Source organism: Kitasatospora putterlickiae (assembly GCF_039527695.1).
GTDB lineage: Bacteria > Actinomycetota > Actinomycetes > Streptomycetales > Streptomycetaceae > Kitasatospora > Kitasatospora putterlickiae.
Genome location: NZ_BAAAKJ010000028.1, coordinates 7,793 through 10,122, shown reverse-complemented (window position 1 = coordinate 10,122; position 2,330 = coordinate 7,793). Strand labels below are relative to the sequence as shown.

Sequence of the window (2,330 nt, the reverse complement as noted above, 5' to 3'; positions counted from 1 at the left end):
GCCCGGCCCGGCGGCCCGCGACCGGCCGCAGTGAGAGCGAGTCGAGCATGGTGCCGTGCATGGTGGTGCAGAACGGACATCGGTTGCCCGCGGAGACGGCGGCCGCCACCGCCTCCTTGGCGGTGCGCGGGGCGCGCCCCTCGGCCAGCATGGTCTCGCGCAGCGTCATCCAGCACGCGGCGAGCAGTTCCGGCACCGGGGCGTGCAGCGCCACCGGCGGGGCCAGCACCCCGAAGTCCCGTTCCAGCTCCCGGTAGACCCGGGCCGTGTCGCCGGCGGCCTCGCCGAACGGCACGGTCGAGACGTACCGGACCTGGAGCAGCGACAGTCCTCTGAGCGGCGCCTGGACGAGCCGCCGCCCGCCGCTCACGAGCCCGCTCCGGTTCCGGTTCCCGGGACACTGCGGTGCGTCCCGGGGACCTCGTCATCCGCCGGCATCCGCGGGTCCTCCCCTCGGCTCCTCGACGTCTCCGTCGATGCTTCACCCGATCGTGGCATCCGGAGCGGGCTGCTCCTTCTTCTTCCTTGCGCTCTGCCCTGTTCCTCGGTCCCGGCCCGGGGAAACCCCGGAGCGGGTGGTGCCGGTGTTCCCGGCCGGCTAGGGGACCGGGAAGAACGCCCTGACGAAGCGCTCGAAGAGCGCGTCGCCGATGGTCCAGCGCATCCGCGGCAGCAGCCGGGACGGCACCCCGATCCGGTACCGGATCCGCGGGTTGTCGCTGGTGACGGCCTTCTCGATGACCTTGGCCACGGTCTCCGCGCGCACCGCCATCCGGCCCCGGCCGGTCGGACGCTCGGTCTCCCGGTAGGCGCCGTGCCAGTCGACGAAGTACCGCCAGAAGTCGTCGTACAGGCCGCCGCGCTCCTGGCCGGACATCCCGAGGTCGGCGACCGACATCGGCACGAACCCGCCGAGCACCGGGGACGGCTCGATCAGCACCACCTTGATGCCGTCCCTGGCCACCTCCAGGCGCAGCGAGTCGCTGACCGCCTCCAGCGCGTGCTTGGTGGCCTGGTAGTAGCCGCGGCCGGGGGTGGCGAACTGGCCGAAGATGGACGACATCATGACCACCCGGCCGCCGCCCTGCGCCCGCATCCCGGGCAGCACCAGCTGGGTCAGCCGGCAGAGCCCGAACAGGTTGGTCTCGAACTGCCGGCGCACCTCGTCGATCGGGGTCTCCCCGATGGTGCCGTTGAGGCTGTACGCCGCGTTGTTGATCAGGGTGCCGACCGCGCCGTGCTCGGCGCTGATCTTCTCCACCGCGGCCGTCATCGACTCCTCGTCGTTGACGTCCAGGTGCAGCACCCGGATCCCCTCGGCGGCCAGGTCGGCCAGCGCCTCGGGCCGGCGCGCGGTGGCGTACACCGGCCGGCCGGCCCGGTGCAGCCGCAGCGCGGCGGCCCGCCCGGTACCGGAGGACATTCCGGTGCTGGACGAGGCGCCGGTCAGCAGGACGGCGCGCGAGGGGCCGCTCACCTGCCTTCCGCCAGGCGCTCCTCGGAGACGGTGGCGTCCTCCGACTGCGAGGCGATCCGGCTGCGGGTCACCGAGTTGCCCAGGCCCAGGCCGTCGACCAGGCGGTTGATGAAGGCGAACAGGGCGGCGGTGAACACCGCCTCCAGCATCTCCTCGTTGCTCCAGCCGGCCGCCTCGGTGGCGGCCCAGTCCTCGTCGGTGATCCGGAAGGCGCCGGTGCCGACCTTGGTGACCAGGCGCATCAGCACCTTGGTGCGGTCGTCGACCGGCAGCTCCTCCACCGAGGGGGCGTTCTCGATCGCGTCGGTGAGCTCCTGGGGGCCGCCGAACTGGGCCAGGAACCAGTTGTGGGTGCCGACGCAGTACGGGCAGCCGTTGACCTTGGAGCTCCAGGCGGAGATCATCTCGCGGGTCGCGCGCGGCAGCACCCCGTCGTTGAACACCCCGCCGTAGCCGGCGATCACGACCTCCAGCAGGTCGGGACGGCTGGAGACCAGCCGGAACATGTCCGGCACGAAGGGGATGCCCATCCGCGACTTGATCGCGTCGTAGAGCTCCTTCGTCCGGCCCTCCGCCTCGGCCTCCTCCACCAGCGGGACGCGAACCGTGCTCAGCACATTCGGATCGGTCATGGGTAATCGCCTTCCCTTTCGAGGGTGCGGGCCGCCGCGCGGGCCTTTCCGAATACCGGGGGAATGCGCGGAATTCCTGCCCGGCGGGCGGCGGCGTGGTTTTCCCCATGGTGGCAGGAATAGCCGGGACTTCTCGTCTCCCAGGTTGCCCTGGCCGGACCCTGCCAGGCCCTGCCAGGTCCGGTCCGGTCCGGTGCGGTCCGGCCCCGGACACGCCGACG

Annotated in this window: 3 protein-coding genes; all 3 read right to left on the bottom strand. The window is 72.1% G+C overall.

Annotation, left to right across the window (positions count from 1 at the left end):
- Positions 1 to 370 (bottom strand): carboxymuconolactone decarboxylase family protein (locus tag ABD308_RS03625; protein WP_344325413.1); only part of this gene is annotated, 370 nt, incomplete at its 3' end.
- Between the two features lie 228 nt (positions 371 to 598).
- Positions 599 to 1,477, bottom strand: coding sequence for an SDR family NAD(P)-dependent oxidoreductase (locus tag ABD308_RS03620; RefSeq protein WP_344325410.1), 879 nt, complete (start codon positions 1,475 to 1,477; stop codon positions 599 to 601).
- Positions 1,474 to 2,109, bottom strand: a complete 636-nt coding sequence (locus ABD308_RS03615; protein ID WP_344325407.1) for a carboxymuconolactone decarboxylase family protein — start codon at positions 2,107 to 2,109, stop codon at positions 1,474 to 1,476. The genes ABD308_RS03620 and ABD308_RS03615 overlap by 4 nt, the downstream gene beginning before the upstream one ends.
- Positions 2,110 to 2,330: the final 221 nt, after the last annotated feature.

What these genes read in the sequence shown, in the direction of transcription:
- ABD308_RS03615 (WP_344325407.1), bottom strand. Translation starts at nt 2,109, where the DNA reads ATGACCGATCCGAATGTGCTGAGCACGGTTCGCGTCCCGCTGGTGGAG.